The 3,311-nt window shown below is 69.3% G+C and carries 2 protein-coding genes; one reads left to right on the top strand and one right to left on the bottom strand.

Going from position 1 to position 3,311, the window contains the following annotated elements; translation table 11 throughout:
• A partial coding sequence (locus DD1DGNOD_RS15915; RefSeq protein ID WP_241255756.1) for a helix-turn-helix domain-containing protein occupies positions 1 to 1,038 on the bottom strand: 1,038 nt, incomplete at its 3' end.
• Between the two features lie 360 nt (positions 1,039 to 1,398).
• Here DD1DGNOD_RS15915 and DD1DGNOD_RS15910 point away from each other — a divergent pair.
• The gene (locus DD1DGNOD_RS15910; RefSeq protein WP_131770475.1) at positions 1,399 to 3,240 is read left to right on the top strand and encodes a DEAD/DEAH box helicase; all 1,842 of its coding nucleotides are present in this window, start codon (positions 1,399 to 1,401) and stop codon (positions 3,238 to 3,240) included.
• Positions 3,241 to 3,311: the final 71 nt, after the last annotated feature.

Here is a 3,311-nt window from a genome sequence, read left to right as displayed (position 1 = left end):
GTCGAGGCGGGAACGGTCGAAAAACTGCGTCCACACGCGGTCACCGTCCGGCGCGGCCCGGTCAAAAGCTTCGGCAGCGCGATCGAGCGCATGCAGTGCCGCGTTGCTGTCCCCCCGGTGAGCCTGTTCCTCCGCCTCCCGAGCGGCCAGCCATGCGCGGGTCATCATGCTGTCGCTGTGCGCGGCGTGGCGCTGGGCCTCGGCCAGCAGTGCGCAGGCTTTGTCCGGCCGTCCGTTCATGCTCGGCTGAAAGCTTTCGTATCCGAGCACGCATGCCAGCAGGGCATTGTCGTCGGCTTCCCGGGCGGCTTCGGCCGCAACGCGGTAGTAGGCAAGCGCATGGGAATTGTCGTGCATGTCGAAGGCGAGCCAGCCGGCCAGGGCGGCGGTCTCACCGGCCGTGACGACCAGGGCGCGGCGCATCGCTGATCGCGGTGAGGTTTCCAGGAGCCGGCTGAGTGTGCCCAGATGCGCGGTCACCCGTTCCATCAGCCTGTGGGCCGGCACCCTTTCTTCCAACCCGAACAGGCCGGCGGTGTGAACGGACAGATTGTCGACGACTGACGGCGTGGCAACAACCTGCTGGCGCAGCGCCGTGGAAAGCCGCTCCCATGGTTGGGCGTCAGGCGCAGTGGCTGTGGCACCTCCGGCCACCGTGACCACCCGGAGAAAGGAACGCCGTTCCACACTCGGTTGTGATAACCCATAATCGTATTCCGTACCGGACCCGGCTGCGGTGTTAGCGGCGGCATCGTCGTCAATGAACCCGAGTTCCCCGGAGGTCCGTTGAAAGAGAGCGCCCAGGAGTCGTTGGTAACGAAGGCTGGGCTTCTTGTCGCCTTTCTCCCATTTGCAGACCATGTTGCCGGTGACGCCTGCCTCGCGTCCTTCGCGGCTGACGGCGAAGCCGCGGAGCTCCATGGCCAGTTGTTCCTGCGACCAGCCCCGCTCCTCCCGGCAGTTTCGCAGGCGCGTGTTGGGGATGCGTACGGGTGGATGGGAAACGGCAGCCGTAAGGGTCCTGTCCGCTGGAATCATCGTCTGCCTTTCCTCGTCCACCAGCCCGAATCGCCGCCTGACAAAACAGTTTATCCCGGCGTCGTGGCCGCCGGCTGTCGCGCCGCCCCACCGCCCGTGGCCGCCGGCTGTCGCCGCAGCCCGCCGGTCGCCGTTTGTCGAATGTGTACGGATGACGGGGAGAACCGCGCGTGGCCTCCTGCCAGGTACACACCAGGGAAGCTCGCGGGCCCGTGCCAGCACACACGTATATGGATTCCGGCACATTCGGTGATGTCATGTGTTGTCAGTCACGCCCTGTGGGCATGAATGCTATGGCCTTGAGCGCGCTGGGTAAGCGCCTGCGACGACCTGTGCGAGGGAGCCCGTAGAGTCTGTCCTGTGAGTGCAGGCCCCCTCGGTAACGCTTCAGAGTCCTCAGCGAATCGCCGTCCGTTACGAGCCTGGCAGGAGGCCGCCCTCGCGGTCTACCGGGCCCGGGCGGGCGTCGGCGCACGTGACTTCCTGGCCGTCGCCACCCCTGGTGCGGGCAAGACGACCTTTGCGTTGTGCGTCGCGTCCGATCTGCTGCGCGAGGGCGTGGTGCGCGCGGTCACGGTGGTGGCGCCGACCGAGCACCTGAAACGGCAGTGGGCTGACGCGGCGGCGCAGTCCGGTATCGCCCTCGACCCGGACTTCCGCAACACCGCCGGGGCCACGTCCTCGGACTACACCGGCGTCGTGCTCACCTACGCGCAGGTGGCAGCGCATCCCGCATTGCACCGGCTGCGCTGTGAACGCCGTCGCACCCTGGTGATCCTCGACGAGATCCACCATGCCGGCGACGCCCTGTCGTGGGGTGACGCCGTCCGGGAGGCGTTCACCCCGGCGACCCGGCGCCTCGCGCTCACCGGCACACCCTTTCGCTCGGACGTCAATCCCATCCCGTTCGTCACCTACCTTCCCGGCCCGGACGGTGTGACGCGCAGTGTCGCGGACTCCTCCTACGGCTACTCCGACGCGCTACGTGACGGTGTGGTGCGTCCCGTGCTGTTCCTGGCCTACTCCGGGGAGATGACCTGGCGGACGAGCGCCGGACACGAACTGTCGGCCCGGCTCGGTGAGCCGTTGAACAACGAGCAGACCGCCGCCGCATGGCGCACCGCGCTCGACGCCCGCGGCGACTGGATCCCCGCGGTCCTCGCCGCCGCGGACACCCGGCTGTCGCAGGTCCGAGCCGGCGGGGTGCCCGACGCGGGCGGGCTGGTGATCGCCACCGACCATGCCAACGCCCGCGCCTACGCCGGGATCCTGCGCCGGGTCAGCGGCACCGAGCCGGTGGTGGTGCTCTCCGACGACCCCTCCGCCAGCTCGAAGATCGCAGCGTTCCGGGAGTCGCGGGAACGGTGGATGGTCGCCGTCCGGATGGTCAGCGAGGGCGTGGACATCCCACGCCTGGCGGTCGGGGTCTATGCCACCTCCGTGGCGACGCCGCTGTTCTTCGCCCAGGCCGTCGGCCGGTTCGTCCGTGGCCGGGGCCGCGCGGAAACCGCCTCGGTCTTCCTGCCCAGCGTCCCGACGCTGCTGGCGCTCGCCGGCGAGATGGAGGTCCAGCGTGACCACGCGCTGGACAAGCCCCTGCGCGAACCGGACGCCTTCGACGACGCCGCACTACGCGAGGCCAACCGGCGCCGGGACATCCCCGACCTGCCGGAGCAGTCGTTCACCGCACTGGGTTCCTCGGCACATCTCGACCGGGTCATCTTCGACGGCGGCGAGTTCGGCACGCAGGCGGCGGCCGGTTCCGCCGAGGAGGAGGACTTCCTGGGACTGCCTGGCCTGCTCGAACCGGACCAGGTCGCCGTCCTGCTCAAACAGCGGGAGGCCGCCCAGCTCGCCGCCCGGCGCAAGCAGGAGCGTGGCGAGGCCCGCGGGGTCTCCTCCGGCCGGACGACTCAGGGCGCCTCCGGACAGGCGGTCCCCGCGGCCCGGGCCGCCGCAGAGGAGGGCCTGGACACGGACTCCGCGGAAAGCCGCCCGACCCACGAGGTGATCGCCGAGCTCCGGCGGGAGCTGAACCGGCTGGTTGCAGCCCACCACCACCGCACCGGCCGCTCGCACGGGATGATCCACGGTGAGCTGCGGCGGACATGCGGCGGCCCGGCGACCGCTCAGGCCAGCGCGGCACAACTACGCGCGCGTATCGACACCGTCCGCCGGTGGGAGAAACCCAACCACGGATAGCCCAACCACGGAAGAAAAGAGGAGTCACGGGAAAGGATGTGAATCCGGTGCTGTCACAACAGCAGCGGATT

Source organism: Candidatus Protofrankia californiensis (genome assembly GCF_900634765.1).
In the GTDB taxonomy this organism is placed as follows: Bacteria; Actinomycetota; Actinomycetes; order Frankiales; family Frankiaceae; genus Protofrankia; species Protofrankia californiensis.
Note: the sequence above shows the minus strand (reverse complement) of the source record. Positions and strands in the feature narration are given on the sequence as shown.